Below are 16,107 nucleotides of genomic sequence, written 5' to 3'. Positions count from 1 at the left end.
ACTCCGGGGAAAATGAAAAGGGCATCCCACGGAATGCCCTTTTTCGTAGCGTTGGCGGGATCAGTCGTCGCTGTCGTCGTCGTCCCCGCCGTCGACCTTCATGTCCAGTTCCTTGATCTTGCGGGTCAGGGTGTTACGACCCCAGCCCAGCAGCAAGGCGGCGTCGCGGCGGCGGCCGGCGGTGTGCTTGAGCGCGGTCTCGATCATGATGCGCTCGAACGCCGGCACAGCGCTGTCGAGCAGGTTGGACTGGCCACGCGCCAGGGCCTGGTCGGCCCACAGGCGTAGCGCCTGCTCCCAGTTGGTCACCGGTGCGGCGTCCTGCGGCTGGGTCAGCAGCTCGGGCGGCAGGTCGTCGACGTGCACTTCGCGACCCGAGGCCATGACGGTGATCCAGCGGCAGGTGTTCTCCAACTGGCGCACGTTGCCTGGCCAGGGCAGGTGCTTGAGGTAGTCCTCGGTTTCGCTCTTGAGCAGCTTCGGCTCGACCGATAGTTCCTGCGCGGCACGGGCGAGGAAGTGGTGAGCCAAGGTCGGGATATCCTCGCGGCGGTCGGCCAGGCGCGGGATGTGGATGCGAATGACGTTGAGACGGTGGAACAGGTCTTCGCGGAACTTGCCGGCCTGCACCAGGGTTTCCAGGTTCTGGTGGGTGGCGGCGATGATACGCACGTCTACCTTGACCGGGGTGTGACCGCCAACGCGGTAGAACTCGCCATCGGCCAGCACGCGCAGCAGACGAGTCTGGGTGTCGGCCGGCATGTCGCCGATTTCGTCGAGGAACAGGGTGCCGCCATCGGCTTGCTCGAAGCGGCCACGGCGCTGGTTGGCCGCGCCGGTGAAGGCGCCTTTCTCGTGGCCGAACAGCTCGGACTCCATCAGGTCCTTGGGGATCGCCGCCATGTTCAGCGCGATGAAGGGCGCGGCAGCCCGCGGGCTGTGGCGATGCAGGGCATGCGCTACCAGTTCTTTACCGGTGCCGGATTCGCCGTTGATCAGCACGGTGATATTGGAGTGGCTCAAGCGGCCGATAGCACGGAACACCTCCTGCATCGCCGGTGCTTCACCGATGATTTCAGGGGTGCGCGCCTGTGCCGCCGGTACGGCCAGGCTCTGCTGTTCCTGAGCATGCTGGAAGGCGCGCTTGACCAGTGAAACGGCCTCGTCGACGTCGAACGGCTTGGGCAGGTACTCGAAGGCGCCGCCCTGGTAACTGGCTACTGCGCTGTCCAGGTCCGAATGCGCGGTCATGATGATCACCGGCAAGCGTGGATACAGCTCGCGGATGCGTGCCAGCAGGTCGAGGCCGCTGGCTCCGGGCATGCGGATGTCGGAGATGATCACGTCCGGCTGTTGGCGGGTCAGGCGGGCGAGTACACCGTCGGCACTGTCGAAACTCTGGGTGGTCATGCCTTCCTGTTGCAGGGCCTTTTCCAGTACCCAGCGGATGGAACGATCGTCGTCGACAATCCAGACGGTTTCACTGCGGCTCATGGCGTGGGCGCTCCTTGTTCCAGCGGTAGGAAGATCGAGAATACGGTGTGGCCGGGATAGCTCTCGCACTCGATCAGCCCCTGGTGCTGGCTGATGATGTTCTGGGTGATGGCCAGGCCCAGGCCGGTGCCGTCGGCACGACCGCTGACCATGGGATAGAAGATGGTTTCCTGCAGTTCCGGCGGAATGCCGGGACCGTTGTCGATGATCTCGACCTTGACCACCAGGCGATGGCGCGTATGGCCAATGGTGAACTGGCGCAGGGTGCGGGTACGCAGGCTGATGCGCCCGAGGCCCATGTCATGCTTCTGCCCGGCGATGGCCTGCATGGCGTTGCGCACGATATTGAGCACGGCCTGGATCATCTGCTCACGGTCGATCAGCAGATCTGGAATGCTCGGGTCGTAGTCGCGCACCAAGGTGATGCTGCCTTGGCTTTCCGCCTCGATCAGGTTGGCGACGCGCTCCAGCACCTCGTGCACGTTGGTCATCGACAGCGACGGCAACTTGTTCGAGCCGAGCATGCGGTCGACCAGGTTACGCAAGCGGTCGGCTTCTTCGATGATGACGTTGGTGTAGTCCTTGAGCTCTTCGTTGGGCAGTTCGCGCGACAGCAGTTGCGCCGCACCGCGAATGCCGCCGAGCGGATTCTTGATTTCGTGGGCCAGGCCGCGCACCAGCAGTTTGGTGGTTTCCTGCTTGGACAGCTGCGCCTCTTCCTTGGTGATGCGCAGCAGGCGGTCGCGCGGGTGCACTTCCAGCAGCAGCAGGGTCTCGCCCATGCTGAACAGCGGTGTTACCGCGTAGTCCACGGTCAGCGTCTGGCCGGTGACCGAGGTCAATACGGCTTCGCGCTTGTTGAATGGGTGCGCCTGTTCCACCGCCTGGCGCAAGGATGACAGCGCCTCGGGCGATTCGGTGAACAGCTCGCTGATGAACTGACCGTGGCTGCGTTGGCCGCTGACGGCCAGGAGCATTTCCGCCGCCGGGTTCATGTACTCAAGGCACAGCTGGCTGTTGAGCAGCAGGGTGGCGGTGGTCAGATTGTCGAGTAGCAGGCGGTGCAGCGCGTCGTTGATGGTCATAGGCAGTGCGTTCCGGCGATAGGCAGGAAAATGCAAGAAGCAAACCAAGGCCCTGAAAAGACGCATTATTTGTGCGGTCTGCCAGGTTTTGGTGGTGCTGGGGCGAGGCCGGGCGGGGAAAAGCGACCCAAAACAGGGAGAGCTTAGGAGGTGGTGCGCCAGATTGCACCATTAAGGTGCAATCTGCTTTCAGAGGAAAGGAAGGATGCTGGCCTTTTCCTTGGGCTTGTCTTTCAGCGGGCACTCGGGGCGAACGCCGTATTCATCTTTCTTGCACGGGTTGACCTTGCGCTTCTGCGCCAGGCTCATGCGGTGCATGTGGAAGGGCTGTGCCGGCGTGCGCTCGACGATGAGGCCGGCGGAGTCGATGATTTCTGCCACCAGTTGGTGCGTGCCGCGGTCGACGTGCTTCAGGGAGAAGACCGGGCTACGGCTGATCTCGCCTTGAGGTTCGCCGTCGAGCAGCAGCCGGTAGCTATGGTCGGGCAGCAAGCCCGGTTCGCTGGTGAGGGTAACGATCATGTCGCCGGAACCGTTATGGATCGAGGCGTCCGGCTCCGGCACAAGGATGCGCAGTACCTGGTAATGCACGGTCGGTTTGGTGACGGCAGGCGGTGTCACGCGAACCGTAGACGGGGGCTGGCTCAGCTCCACGCTGTTGGATGGTGCGAGCATCACCCGCTCGGCATTGCTGTTGCGTGGTTTGTCGGTGAATACGCGGTTACCTTCGGCGTCGATGTAGGTATAGACCTGAGCCAAAGCCGCTTGGGTGATGAACAGCAGGCAGAGCAGCAGTGCACGCATCGTAGTCAGTTCGTCGGTCTTGGGGTCGGGCGCGGTGGCGTGACCGGTGGGCGAGCAGGGCTGTTGACGCTGATGCGCTGCACGGTAAAGGTTTCGGTAGCGCTCTGCTGGATAATGCGTTCGCCGGCCACCACTGCTACCGCCAGGCTGTGTGCGCCACGGTCAAGGTTGGTCAGTTGCAGGCTCGGTACGTTGCTGGCCTGACCGTATGGCTCGCCATCGAGAATCAGGCGTAGCTGGTGGCCGGGCTGCAGGCGCGGCTGAATGTTCACGCCGACGATGAAGGTGCCGTTGTTGGCGCGCATGGCTTCGTCGTCAGGGATGCCGGTGAGGCTCAGTACGGAGTAGGGCGCTTCGCTCTGCGCTGGCGCGTTGTCGTCGCTCGCCGGCATGCTCGGCGTCTGCATCTCCACCGTATTGGTTGGCGGCAGGTTGACGCTTTCGGCGGCCGTGCCATCTGGAGGCTGATTGGTGAAGACCGTGTTGCCGTTGGCGTCGGTGTATTTGTAGATCTGCGCACTGGCCGGCAGGGCCAGGGCGAGCAGCAGGCAGGCGAGTAACGGGCGCATGGGCCGATCCTTCCGCGGGTGATGCGCTAAGCCTTGCACTGCTATCGGTTCCTGGCAAGCGCAGGGCGCTATGGCTGTGATGTTTGCCTACAAAAAGTGGACTCGGATCTGCCGTAGGAGCGAGCTCTGCTCGCGAACCTGGCGACCTGAAGAGTTTCGCGAGCAGAGCTTGCTCCTACAGGGCATGGTGTTGCTGCCTGCCCATAAAAAAGCCCCGCCAGGCAGGGCCGGGCAGGGCTCTTGAAGTGCGCCGCACGAGGCGGCGCAAACTGGCTTAGACGCTGTAGTACAGGTCGTATTCCAGCGGGTGTACGAAGGTACGTACCTTGATTTCTTCTTCGGATTTCAGCTCGATGTAGGCATCGATGAAGTCGTCGGAGAACACGCCGCCCTTGGTCAGGAACGCACGACCCTTGTCCAGCTCTTCCAGGGCTTCTTTCAGGCTGCCGCAGACTTGCGGGATCAGCTTGCCTTCTTCCGGCGGCAGGTCGTACAGGTTCTTGTCGGCAGCATCGCCCGGGTGGATCTTGTTCTGGATGCCGTCGATACCGGCCATCAGCAGAGCTGCGAAGGCCAGGTAGGGGTTGGCAGCCGGGTCCGGGAAGCGTGCTTCGATACGGCGAGCTTTCGGGCTGGCAACGTACGGGATACGGATCGAAGCGGAGCGGTTGCGAGCCGAGTAGGCCAGCATGACCGGAGCTTCGAAGCCCGGAACCAGACGCTTGTAGGAGTTGGTCGACGGGTTGGTGAAGCCGTTCAGGGCCTTACCGTGCTTGATGATGCCGCCGATGAAGTACAGAGCGGTCTCGGACAGGCCGGCATAGCCTTCGCCTGCGAAGGTGTTCTTGCCGTCTTTGGAGATCGACATGTGCACGTGCATGCCCGAACCGTTGTCGCCGTACAGCGGCTTCGGCATGAAGGTAGCGGTTTTGCCGTAGGCATCAGCTACGTTGTGCACGCAGTACTTCAGGGTCTGAACTTCGTCAGCCTTGGCGACCAGGGTGTTGAACTTCACGCCGATTTCGTTCTGACCGGCAGTGGCCACTTCGTGGTGGTGTACTTCGACGACGAGGCCCATTTCTTCCATGGCGTTGCACATGGCGGTACGGATTTCGTGGTCGTGGTCGCACGGCGGAACCGGGAAGTAACCGCCTTTGACGGCCGGGCGGTGGCCCTTGTTGCCGCCGTCGACGTCGCCGTCGGTCATCCAGGAGCCTTGCTCGGAGTAGATCTTGAACATCGAGCCGGAGATGTCGGACTTGAACTTCACTTCGTCGAAGATGAAGAACTCGGGCTCCGGGCCAACGAATACGGTGTCACCGATGCCGGTGCCTTTGAGGAACTCTTCAGCGCGCTTGGCGATGGAGCGCGGGTCACGATCGTAGCCCTGCATGGTGCTTGGCTCGATGATGTCGCAAACGATGATCAGGGTCGGCTCTTCGGTGAACGGGTCCAGTACCGAAGTTTCGTCGACCGGCATCAGGATCATGTCGGAGGCTTCGATGCCTTTCCAGCCGTGAATGGACGAACCATCGAACATCTTGCCGTGCTCGAAGAAGTCTTCGTCCAGGGCGTCACGGGCCGGCATGGTCACGTGGTGCTGCTTGCCTTTGGTATCGGTGAAGCGCAGGTCTACCCACTTCACGTCGTGTTCTTTGATCAGTTGAACAGCCTTAGACATGTTGTCCTCCAGATGGAAAAGGCTCGCTTCGTGGAGCCCCGATATGTGCGGTGAAGCCCGGCGGGATAGTCCTTCAGGGCGACCTGCCTCACAAGGGAGCAAATTGCATGCCAGTGCCCTTTATTGGGCAGAAGCCACGAAACTCAGGTGCTGCGCCGTCTGCGCGGCAATTCACTAGAAATATTTGCACCATTTAAGGGCCTTTAATTTCACAAAAGATCCATTTTGGTGCGTCATATGGGTGATGCAGTATTTTTGGTCAAAGCTTGAACAATTTCCGCTATAATCCGCGCCCCTGTTTTTTCGTCCCCCAAGCGGGCGGCCTATTCATGAAGCTGATCGTCAAAGTTTTCCCGGAAATCACCATCAAGAGCCGCCCGGTGCGCAAGCAGTTCATCCGCCAGTTGGGGAAGAACATTCGCTCCGTGCTGCGCGATCTTGACCCCGAACTGCGGGTGACCGGTGTCTGGGACAACCTCGAGGTCGAGACCGACCTGAACGATCCCAAGCTGCTGGCCGAGATGACTGAACGCCTGCGCAACACGCCGGGCATCGGTCTGTTCCTCGAGGTGAATGAGTACCCGCTGGGCGATCTGGACGAGATCACCGAACACTGCAAGCGCCACTACGCCGACCAGTTGCCGGGCAAGATCTTCGCCGTGCGCTGCAAGCGCGGTGGCAAGCACGGGTTCTCCTCCATCGACGTCGAGCGTCATGTCGGTTCGCGCCTGCGTCTGGAGTGCGGCGCTGCCGGCATCGACCTGAAGAAGCCGGACGTCGAAGTGCGCATGGAGATTCGCGACCAGCGCCTGTTCGTGGTGCACAACCGTCATGAAGGCCTCGGCGGTTACCCGCTGGGCTCGCTGGAGCAGACCCTGGTGCTGATGAGCGGCGGCTTCGACTCCACCGTGGCGGCTTACCAGATGATGCGTCGCGGCCTGGTCAGCCACTTCTGCTTCTTCAATCTCGGTGGTCGTGCCCACGAATTGGGCGTGATGGAAGTGGCGCACTATATATGGCAGAAGTTCGGCCGCTCGCAGCGCGTGCTGTTCGTCAGCGTGCCGTTCGAGGAAGTGGTCGGCGAGATTCTCGGCAAGGTCGACAACAGCCAGATGGGCGTGATCCTCAAGCGCATGATGCTGCGTGCGGCTACTCGGGTCGCTGAAAAACTGCAGATCGAGGCGCTGGTCACCGGTGAGGCGATCAGCCAGGTATCGAGCCAGACCCTGACCAACCTGGCGGTGATCGATTCGGCCACCGACATGTTGGTGATGCGCCCGCTGATCGCCAGCCACAAGCAGGATATCATCGACACCGCCACACAGATCGGCACCGCCGAATTCGCCAAGAACATGCCCGAGTATTGCGGCGTGATCTCGGTCAATCCGACCACCAAGGCGCGCGGCTATCGCGTGGAGAAGGAGGAGGCGCAGTTCGACATGGCCATCCTCGAGCGTGCCCTGGAGCGCGCCACCCTGCTGCCCATTGATCGGGTGATCGACGAGCTGGGCAAGGACGTTCAGGTCGAGGAAGTCCGTGAGGCCCTGGCCGGGCAGATCGTCATCGACATCCGTCATCCCGATGCCGCCGAAGACGAGCCGCTGGACGTGCCGGGTGTCGAGGTGCAGGCGCTGCCGTTCTACGCGCTGAACAACAAATTCAAGGAACTGGATGAGAACCGCCAGTACCTGCTGTATTGCGACAAGGGCGTCATGAGCCGCCTGCATGCCCATCACCTGCTGAGCGAGGGGCATGCCAATGTGCGCGTTTATCGTCCGGCATAGGACGCCGGGGCTTAATGGCGGGAGTATCCGCCATCGCCCTCCCGACCCGGGGCACCTCTAAAAACTACCTGCGTTGTCATTGCTGCGTTAAAAACAAGCTCAAAATGCTCATTTACAACTTGTAAACTCCGCTTTTTCGCTTGTTTCTGCCTTGCACTGACTGCCTCGCCTACGTTTTTAGAGGTACCCCGATCAGCTCGCTGATCCCAGTTTCTTCATATTCGTCGTCCAGGCTGGGCGACACACCGAATCCTCTGATCGAGATACACACAGTGATCGAAAATCTACGCAACATCGCCATCATCGCCCACGTCGACCATGGCAAAACCACCCTCGTCGACGCCCTGCTGCGTCAGTCCGGCACCCTGGAACGTAACGAGCTCAACGACGAGCGCGTGATGGACAGCAACGACCAGGAAAAAGAGCGCGGCATCACCATTCTGGCGAAGAACACCGCCATCAAGTGGAACGACTACCGTATCAACATCGTCGACACCCCCGGCCACGCCGACTTCGGTGGCGAAGTTGAGCGCGTAATGTCCATGGTCGACTCCGTACTGCTGGTGGTTGACGCCCAGGACGGCCCGATGCCGCAAACCCGCTTCGTGACCAAGAAGGCGTTCGAAGCCGGCCTCAAACCGATCGTCGTGATCAACAAGATCGACCGTCCGGGCGCGCGTCCTGACTGGGTCATGGATCAGATCTTCGACCTGTTCGACAACCTCGGTGCCACCGACGAGCAACTGGACTTCCAGGTCGTCTACGCCAGCGCCCTGAACGGCATCGCCGGTCTCGACCATGAGAACATGGCCGAAGACCTGACCCCGCTGTACCAGGCCATCGTCGACCACGTACCGGCTCCGAACGTCGACCTCGACGGCCCGTTCCAGATGCAGATCTCCGCACTGGACTACAACAGCTTCCTTGGCATCATCGGCGTTGGCCGTATTGCCCGTGGCAAGGTCAAGCCGAACACCCCGGTCATTGCCATCGATGTCGACGGCAAGAAGCGTAACGGCCGCGTCCTCAAGCTGATGGGTCACCACGGCCTGCACCGCGTAGACGTCGAAGAAGCCACCGCTGGTGACATCGTCTGCGTCAGCGGTATGGATCAGCTGTTCATCTCCGACACCCTGTGCGACATCAACCACGTCGAAGCGATGAAGCCGCTGACCGTTGACGAGCCGACCGTGTCGATGACCTTCCAGGTCAACGACTCGCCGTTCTGCGGTAAAGAAGGCAAGTTCGTCACCAGCCGCAACATCAAGGAGCGTCTGGACAAGGAGCTGCTGTACAACGTGGCCCTGCGTGTTGAAGAAGGCGACAGCGCCGACAAGTTCAAGGTCTCCGGCCGTGGTGAGCTGCACCTCTCGGTACTGATCGAAACCATGCGTCGCGAAGGCTTCGAAATGGGCGTTGGCCGTCCGGAAGTAATCATCCGCGAAGTCAACGGCGTCAAGCAGGAGCCGTTCGAGAACGTCACCATCGACATCCCTGAGGAATCCCAGGGCAAGGTCATGGAAGAAATGGGGCTGCGTAAGGGCGACCTGACCAACATGTCGCCGGACGGCAAAGGTCGCGTGCGCCTGGAATACAACATCCCGGCTCGCGGTCTGATCGGTTTCCGTAACCAGTTCCTGACTCTGACCAACGGCGCCGGCATCCTGACCTCGATCTTCGACCGTTACGACACCGTCAAGCCGGGCAGCATGTCTGGCCGTCAGAACGGCGTACTGGTCTCGATCGATACCGGCAAGGCCCTGACCTACTCCCTGGAAACCCTGCAGGCGCGCGGCAAGCTGTTCGTCGAGCACGGCCAGGAAATCTACAACGGTCAGATCGTCGGCCTGAACAGCCGCGACAACGACCTGGGCGTGAACCCCACCAAAGGCAAGAAGCTCGACAACATGCGTGCTTCGGGCAAGGACGAAACCATCGCCCTGGTTCCGCCGGTTCGCTTCACCCTGGAGCAGGCTCTGGAATTCATCCAGGATGACGAGCTGTGCGAAGTGACGCCGAAGTCGATCCGTCTGCGTAAGAAGATCCTCGACGAAGGCGAGCGCACCCGCGCTGCCAAGAAAGCCAACAAGGCCTGACGCTTAGCGACTCGCCTCGGCTGTAAATGAAAAGCCCCGCCAGAGCGATCTGGCGGGGCTTTTTGTTGTGGATGCCGTTAGTGCTCGGTAGGAGCGGCTTCAGTCGCGCTGCGGCCTACAGGCCAGCAACCCATAAGCTGCCAGCCCGATCACTACCAGCAGGCTGAGCGTCATCACTCGCCCGCTACCTGGCGCAGCGATTGCGCTGGGGTGTCGCCAAGGTTGTTGAGCAGGCGCTCGCTGTACCAGTCGAGGAAGTTGATCACGCCGAACTCGTAGGTCTTGGAGTAGGGGCCCGGCTGGTAGGCGGTGGAGTTGATGCCGCGCTGGTTTTCCTCGGCCAGGCGGCGGTCCTGGTCGTTGGTGGCATCCCACACCTGGCGCAGGCGGGCGACGTCGTAGTCGACACCTTCGACGGCATCCTTGTGCACCAGCCACTTGGTGGTGACCATGGTTTGCTGCGCGCTGATCGGCCACACGGTGAAGACGATCATGTGGTCGCCCATGCAGTGGTTCCACGAATGCGGCAGGTGCAGGATGCGCATGGAGCCCAGGTCCGGGTCGGTGATGCGGCCCATGAGTTTCTTGCAGCCGGGCTTGCCGTCCATGGTCATGGATACGGTGCCCTTGAGCAGCGGCATGCGCACGATGCGGTTGCGCAGGCCGAAGCTGGCGTGGGCATAGGGGATCTTGTCCTTGTCCCAGCGAGTGGTGCACTCGGCGACCTGATCCTTGAACGCCTGGCTGGCGCGCGGATCGGTGACGTCATCCCATTCCAGCAGGGTGTTGAGCAGTTCCGGGTGCGAACCATTGCAGTGGTAGCACTCGCGGTTGTTCTCGAGCACCAGCTTCCAGTTGGCCTTTTCCATCAGGGTGGTCTGCACAGCCACCTTGGTGTTCTCCATGTCATAGGGTTCCATGTAATGCGCCAGGGTGGCGAGGAACTCGTCGATGGCTGGCGGGTTTTCCGCCAGGGAGATGAAGATGTAGCCGCCGGCGGTCTTGCACTGCACCGGTTTCAGGCTGTAGTCCTTGAGGTCGAAGTCGGCGCCCATTTCGGTACCGGCGAACAACAGGCGACCGTCCAGCTCGTAGGTCCACTGGTGGTAAGGGCATACCAGCTTGGCGACCTTGCCCTTGTCCGAGACACACAGGCGCGAGCCACGGTGACGGCAGACGTTGTGGAAGGCATGGATCTGCCCTTCGGCGCCGCGAATGACCAGAATCGGGTTATCGCCGATCTGCAGGGTGAGGAAGTTGCCCTTGGCCGGGATTTCGCAGGTCATGCCGGCGATCAGCCATTCCTTGTGGAAGATCTCCTGCATGTCGACCTGGAACAGGCGTTCGTCGCTGTAGAACGGCTGCGGCAGCGAGAAGCTGTGGTCGCGTTCGTTCAGCATCTGTGCGGTGGCCTTGCGCACGGGCTCCAGCGGGTCGCCCAGGCTCAGGTTTTGGGTGCAGTCCATGGTGGCTCCTCATTGGCGGGCGCCTCGCGCCTGCCGGAAATAGTGGCTGATACGGTATGTGCCGCAAGGTCTCGATCGTTCGCTGCTGCCTGCAATGGGCGTGCATGCTTGGTGAGCGGAGTGTGGAGCCGGCAACAGGTAAAACCTTATCCATGGGCGACATGGCCAGATTTGTTTCCGACGCGCCAGGCCCCGTGCTATCGGGCAGGTCGCGATAAGCATGCGGATGTCGCTGGTAGATAAATGACGACCGGCAGCCTTTCGCACAATCCGCCGCATATAGGCCGATATCCGGCCGCGTGGAGAGCCGTTCATGACCACCAACGCCTTCCTCAATCCGGTTACGACGCAGACCTGGACCAACGGTCGCCATCTGGTGCGTTGCGTCAAGGTGATCCAGGAAACCTGGGATGTGCGCACCTTCTGCTTCATGGCCGATCAGCCGGTGCTGTTCTTCTTCAAACCCGGGCAGTTCGTCACCCTGGAGCTGGAGATCGACGGCCAGCCGATCATGCGTTCCTACACCATCTCCAGCTCGCCTTCGGTGCCTTACAGCTTCTCCATCACCATCAAGCGGGTGCCGGGCGGCAAGGTCTCGAACTGGCTGCACGACAACCTCAAGGAAGGCGACGAGGTGCCAGTGCATGGGCCGGTGGGCCTGTTCAATGCCATCGATTTCCCCACCGACAAGGCGCTGTTTCTTTCCGGTGGTGTCGGCATCACGCCGGTGATGTCGATGGCGCGCTGGTTCTACGACACCAACGCCAATGTCGACATGGTCTTCGTGCACAGCGCTCGTTCGCCGAAGGACATCATCTACCAGCGCGAGCTGGAGCACATGGCGGCGCGCATCAACAACTTCAGCCTGCACGTCATCTGCGAGAAGCACGGTCTGGGTGAAGCCTGGGCGGGTTATCGCGGTTACCTGAACAAGCCGATGCTGGAGCTCATCGCTCCGGATTATCTTGATCGCGAGATCTTCTGCTGCGGCCCCACGCCCTACATGAGCGCCATCAAGCGCCTGCTCGAGGCGGCTGGCTACGACATGAATCGCTATCACGAGGAGGCCTTCGGCCCGACGCCGCCGGAGATTCGCGCCGAGGTCAAGGAGCTGGCGGCCGAGGCGGCCGATGCGCCGGATGTGCCGCTGGCCGACCTGCACCAGGTAGAGTTCACCAGCACTGGCAAGAGCATTCGTGTGGTGCCCGGCGAAACCGTGCACGCCGCTGCCGCCAAACTCGGCCTGCATATTCCCAAGGCCTGTGGCATGGGCATCTGCGGTACCTGCAAGGTAATGAAGACAGCCGGCGAAGTGGAAATGGAGCATAACGGCGGTATCACCGACGAGGATGTGGCTGAGGGCTACATCCTGTCGTGCTGCAGCGTGCCGAAAGGGGATGTGGCGATCGACTATTGATCGCCATGAAAGTTTGTAGCCCGGATGAAATCCGGGGCGATTGATCGATTTCCCCGGATTGCATCCGGGCTACTTAGCCATAAGCCCCGCTCGTGGGACTTATGGCGTTTCAGGCGCTCATCACTTCACGGATATCGGCGGCCAGCTGGCGCACGCGGGCTTCGTCGGTATCCCAGCTGCACATGAAGCGCGCGCCGCCGGCGCCGATGAAGGTGTAGAAGCGCCAGCCGCGCGCGGTGAGGGCGGCGATGGCCGGCTCCGACAGTTGCAGGAACACGCCGTTGGCCTCCACCGGGAACATCAGGCTGACACCGGGCACGTCCTCGACCAGCATGGCCAGCAGCTGCGCGCAGCGGTTGGCGTGGTTGGCATATTTGAGCCAGGCATCATCCTGCAGGATGCCGACCCAGGGCGCGGACAGGTAGCGCATCTTCGAGGCCAGCTGGCCGGCCTGCTTGCAGCGATAGTCGAAGTCTTCGGCCAGATCCTTGTTGAAGAAGACGATGGCTTCACCTACCGCCATGCCGTTCTTGGTGCCGCCGAAGCACAGCACGTCCACGCCAGCCTTCCAGGTCAGCTCCGCCGGGCTGCAGCCAAGAAAGGCGCAGGCGTTGGAGAAGCGCGCGCCGTCCATGTGCAGGTTGAGATTCAGCTCCTTGCAGACCTGGCTGATGGCGCGGACTTCTTCCGGACGGTATACGGTACCGACTTCGGTGGCCTGGGTGAGGGTGACCACGCGCGGTTTCGGGTAGTGGATGTCCTGGCGCTTGAGGGCGATTTCGCGGATGGCTTGTGGGGTCAGCTTGCCGTTCTCGGTCTTGGCCAGCAGCAGCTTGGAGCCGTTGGAGAAGAACTCCGGCGCGCCGCACTCATCGGTCTCGACGTGGGCGGTCTCCGAGCAGATCACGCTGTGGTAGCTCTGGCACAGCGAGGCCAGGGCCAGGGAGTTGGCGGCGGTGCCGTTGAAGGCGAAGAACACCTCGCAATCGGTTTCGAACAGGCGGCGGAAGTGGTCGGCGGCGCGCGCCGTCCATTCGTCATCGCCATAGGCGCGCTGGTGGCCCTGGTTGGCCTCGGCCATGGCGGCCCAGGCTTCGGGACAGATGCCGGAGTAGTTGTCGCTGGCAAATTGCTGGGCATTGTCGGGCATTGGCGCGTTCCTTCTGAAAAACCTGCCGGCGGGTCTGCCGACAAAGCGCTCACTTTAACCTGCGACTGGCGGTCAGGCGTCCGTCGCGGCGACGAGTTGTTGCGCTGAAGCGTACTGCCGGGTCGGTTCGTGGCCAACCGTTCGGCTCGCAGATGGAACTTGGGGCTTGCAGCGGGGTTCACACTTACCAGAGGGCGGCAGTCGATCCGCTCTCCGCAATCAAGAGAAGGAGTTTCCCATGACTTATCGTCACCTGCTCGCCCTTGCCCTGCCGCTGGCCGTGGCGCTGCCCGTTTCCGCCGCCGAGTGGTCGGATAATGCCAAGACCGAGTTCGTTCAGCAGTGCATCGCTGGCGCCCCGGCAGGCTACGAGGAGCCACAATTGCGCGCTTATTGCGACTGCGCTGCGACCAAGGTCAGCCAGGAATTCAGTGAAGCTGAATTGCAGGAAATCAGCCGCCAGTCCCCACCTGACCCTGCCATGCAGCAGCGTCTGGTGAATGCCTCCAGCAGCTGTGCTGGCAAGCTCAAGCCGTAAGGCGTCGTTGAGCAAATAGCAGGCGCTGGCGCCGGAGCCCCATGGGCTCTGGCCTGGCGCCAGGTTTCCACAGGCCATGCACAGCGCCGCCCACAGTATTTGTGCACAAGCCTGATCTATCTCCTTGATCCTGTTCGATTTTTAGCCGTATCCCGGCAGGCCGCGGCAGCTCTGGGCGCGCGCCCTCGTCGAACAGCCTATGCACAGTTTCATCCACATCTTCTGTGCATATCCCCAACCGATCCCTGCCTCTCGTTCATGTCGCTGGTGGATAAGCCAGGGAGCCGGCGTGCGTGTATGGATATCGAACAGAGCCCTCATGGGCAGCGCTGGCGAGGGCGGCAGCCATCTGCTGACAGCTTTTCCACAGGCTAGTCCACCGCTTCTGTGCATGGTCTGCATTGTTAACTGCTTGATATCGATCAGGAAATGACCGCTGCCAGGAAACCCTTGCAGCTGTTGGGGCGACGCGCGCTATGCACGGCTTATCCACAGCTTGATCCCCGTGATTTGTGTGCAAACCAGCGGCGCACCCGCGACGCGCCTGATTGCGACAAGGCCATGTCGCAAACGAATGCTCTCGCGGCGTTGGCAGGCATTTGATGGGGCAGGGGCGGCCCTACCATCGCTGCACAGGGCCTTGCTGGCCCGCCCGTCCAAGACCGCCGCCCTTAGGCGCTGCAGGAGAGTCGAGATGTTCAGCAAGCAGGATCAGATTCAGGGTTACGACGACGAGTTGCTCGCGGCGATCAATCAGGAAGAACGCCGTCAGGAAGAGCACATCGAGCTGATCGCCTCGGAGAACTACTGCAGCCAGCGGGTGATGGAAGCGCAAGGCAGCGGTCTGACCAACAAGTACGCCGAAGGCTATCCAGGCAAGCGCTACTACGGCGGTTGCGAGTACGTCGACAAGGTCGAGCAACTGGCCATCGACCGCGCCAAGGCGCTGTTCGGCGCCGATTACGCCAACGTCCAGCCGCACTCCGGTTCCTCGGCCAACAGCGCCGTGTACCTGGCGCTGCTCAATGCCGGCGACACCATCCTCGGCATGAGCCTGGCCCACGGCGGCCACCTGACCCACGGCGCCAAGGTGTCGTCCTCGGGCAAACTCTACAACGCCGTGCAGTACGGCCTGGACACCGCCACCGGGCTGATCGACTACGACGAGGTCGAGCGCCTGGCCGTGGAGCACAAGCCGAAGATCATCGTCGCCGGCTTCTCCGCCTACTCCAAGACCCTCGACTTCCCGCGCTTTCGCGCCATCGCCGACAAGGTCGGCGCGCTACTGTTCGTCGATATGGCGCATGTGGCGGGCCTGGTCGCTGCGGGTCTGTACCCGAACCCGATTCCCTTTGCCGACGTGGTCACCACCACCACGCACAAGACCCTGCGCGGCCCGCGCGGCGGCCTGATCCTGGCCAAGGCCAACGAAGAGATCGAGAAGAAACTCAACTCCGCGGTGTTCCCGGGCGCCCAGGGTGGCCCGCTGATGCACGTGATTGCGGCCAAGGCGGTGTGCTTCAAGGAAGCCATGGAGCCGGAGTTCAAGGCCTACCAGCAGCAGGTGATCGATAACGCTCAGGCCATGGCCAAGGTGTTCATCGAGCGCGGTTACGAGGTGGTGTCCGGCGGCACCGACAATCACCTGTTCCTGCTCAGCCTGATCAAGCAGGGCCTGACCGGCAAGGAGGCCGATGCTGCCCTTGGCCGTGCCGGTATCACCGTGAACAAGAACGCCGTGCCCAACGACCCGCAGTCGCCGTTCGTGACCTCGGGCATCCGTATCGGCACGCCGGCGGTGACCACCCGTGGCTTCAAGGTCGCTCAGTGCCAGGCGCTGGCCGGCTGGATCTGCGACATCCTCGATCACCTCGGCGATGCCGATGTCGAGGCGCAGGTGGCCAAGCTGGTCGCAGGGCTGTGCGCGGACTACCCCGTATACCGCTAAAGCCTTCTGCTCTGTTGTAGGAGCCAGCTTGCTGGCGATCCAGCCGAGCTCGTTGTAAGGGATCGCCAGCAAGCT

General features: G+C 61.8%; 12 protein-coding genes. 5 read left to right on the top strand and 7 right to left on the bottom strand.

What is annotated here, in order from left to right; all coding sequences use genetic code 11:
- Positions 1 to 60: 60 nt before the first annotated feature.
- The 5 genes from ntrC to glnA form a co-directional block, all read right to left on the bottom strand.
- On the bottom strand, positions 61 to 1,494 hold the full coding sequence (gene ntrC, locus BLT86_RS16545) for a nitrogen regulation protein NR(I) (RefSeq protein WP_092378206.1): 1,434 nt from the start codon (positions 1,492 to 1,494) through the stop codon (positions 61 to 63).
- Positions 1,491 to 2,579 (bottom strand): nitrogen regulation protein NR(II), encoded by a 1,089-nt coding sequence (glnL, locus tag BLT86_RS16540; protein ID WP_092378204.1) that lies wholly within the window; start codon positions 2,577 to 2,579, stop codon positions 1,491 to 1,493. Before glnL ends, ntrC begins: the two co-directional genes overlap by 4 nt.
- A 189-nt stretch (positions 2,580 to 2,768) precedes the next feature.
- Complete coding sequence (locus tag BLT86_RS16535) at positions 2,769 to 3,383, bottom strand: DUF4124 domain-containing protein (protein ID WP_092378200.1); 615 nt, start codon at positions 3,381 to 3,383, stop codon at positions 2,769 to 2,771.
- 5 nt (positions 3,384 to 3,388) lie between these two features.
- Positions 3,389 to 3,952, bottom strand: coding sequence for a DUF4124 domain-containing protein (locus tag BLT86_RS16530; protein ID WP_092378197.1), 564 nt, complete (start codon positions 3,950 to 3,952; stop codon positions 3,389 to 3,391).
- A 274-nt stretch (positions 3,953 to 4,226) separates the two neighbouring features.
- A complete protein-coding gene (gene glnA / locus BLT86_RS16525; protein WP_092378194.1) occupies positions 4,227 to 5,633 on the bottom strand; it encodes a glutamate--ammonia ligase in 1,407 nt (468 codons plus the stop codon).
- A gap of 329 nt (positions 5,634 to 5,962) precedes the next feature.
- On the opposite strand from glnA, the gene thiI reads away from it, so the two are divergent.
- Entirely contained in the window at positions 5,963 to 7,417 is a 1,455-nt protein-coding gene (thiI, locus tag BLT86_RS16520; protein WP_092378191.1) for a tRNA uracil 4-sulfurtransferase ThiI, read from the top strand.
- A 272-nt stretch (positions 7,418 to 7,689) separates the two neighbouring features.
- Entirely contained in the window at positions 7,690 to 9,513 is a 1,824-nt protein-coding gene (gene typA, locus BLT86_RS16515) for a translational GTPase TypA (RefSeq protein ID WP_092378185.1), read from the top strand.
- 173 nt (positions 9,514 to 9,686) lie between these two features.
- Here the strand turns inward: typA and gbcA are convergent, their stop codons facing one another.
- Positions 9,687 to 10,979: a glycine-betaine demethylase subunit GbcA gene (gbcA, locus tag BLT86_RS16510; protein WP_092378179.1), complete on the bottom strand. Its 1,293-nt coding sequence runs from the start codon at positions 10,977 to 10,979 to the stop codon at positions 9,687 to 9,689.
- A gap of 313 nt (positions 10,980 to 11,292) precedes the next feature.
- Between gbcA and gbcB the strand changes: the two genes are divergently transcribed.
- Positions 11,293 to 12,396, top strand: coding sequence for a glycine-betaine demethylase subunit GbcB (gbcB, locus tag BLT86_RS16500; protein WP_017675823.1), 1,104 nt, complete (start codon positions 11,293 to 11,295; stop codon positions 12,394 to 12,396).
- Positions 12,397 to 12,505: 109 nt separating this feature from the next.
- Here the strand turns inward: gbcB and BLT86_RS16495 are convergent, their stop codons facing one another.
- On the bottom strand, positions 12,506 to 13,546 hold the full coding sequence (locus tag BLT86_RS16495) for a threonine aldolase family protein (protein WP_017675822.1): 1,041 nt from the start codon (positions 13,544 to 13,546) through the stop codon (positions 12,506 to 12,508).
- 238 nt (positions 13,547 to 13,784) lie between these two features.
- Here BLT86_RS16495 and BLT86_RS16490 point away from each other — a divergent pair, with 238 nt between their 5' ends.
- Together BLT86_RS16490 and glyA are read left to right on the top strand one after the other, a co-directional pair.
- A complete protein-coding gene (locus BLT86_RS16490) occupies positions 13,785 to 14,084 on the top strand; it encodes a hypothetical protein (protein ID WP_017675821.1) in 300 nt (99 codons plus the stop codon).
- A 694-nt stretch (positions 14,085 to 14,778) separates the two neighbouring features.
- Positions 14,779 to 16,032, top strand: coding sequence for a serine hydroxymethyltransferase (gene glyA, locus BLT86_RS16485; protein WP_059392327.1), 1,254 nt, complete (start codon positions 14,779 to 14,781; stop codon positions 16,030 to 16,032).
- Positions 16,033 to 16,107: the final 75 nt, after the last annotated feature.

Origin of the sequence: Pseudomonas sihuiensis (genome assembly GCF_900106015.1) — a bacterium.
Lineage (GTDB): Bacteria > Pseudomonadota > Gammaproteobacteria > Pseudomonadales > Pseudomonadaceae > Aquipseudomonas > Aquipseudomonas sihuiensis.
The sequence above is the reverse complement of the archived record's forward strand: the minus strand, read 5'-3'. Positions and strand labels throughout refer to the sequence as shown.